The sequence below is a fragment of the Streptomyces sp. P9(2023) genome (genome assembly GCF_032436795.1).
In the GTDB taxonomy this organism is placed as follows: Bacteria; Actinomycetota; Actinomycetes; order Streptomycetales; family Streptomycetaceae; genus Streptomyces.
The window spans coordinates 1-273 of the sequence record NZ_JAUPWM010000462.1; the positions used below are offsets into that span (position 1 = coordinate 1).

General features: G+C 45.1%; 1 protein-coding gene. It reads left to right on the forward strand.

Annotated elements, in window-relative coordinates; all coding sequences use genetic code 11:
* Positions 1–36 precede the first annotated feature (36 nt).
* On the forward strand, positions 37–273 hold a 237-nt coding region (locus Q5762_RS38385), incomplete at its 3' end, for a hypothetical protein (protein WP_315896945.1).

Sequence of the window (273 nt, forward strand, 5' to 3'; positions counted from 1 at the left end):
TGTGTAATTATCAGGATAAAGATAACAGGGGTATCGATGAATAATATGCCAACGATTAACTGGCGCACGCTTGCCGCTATCTGTATTTTGCAACGTGAAGATGAGTTGATACCGCTTAAACGGTTGCATCGCGTGTTAGATAAAGCAGGGTCGAATCACTACAATTGGCGGCACATGCTAGACCGTGGATTGCTTGAGTGCGAATCTCGCGGGGTATATCGGCTGACGGATAAGGCGAATCAGATGGTCATACAGATGGAAAAATACATTGAG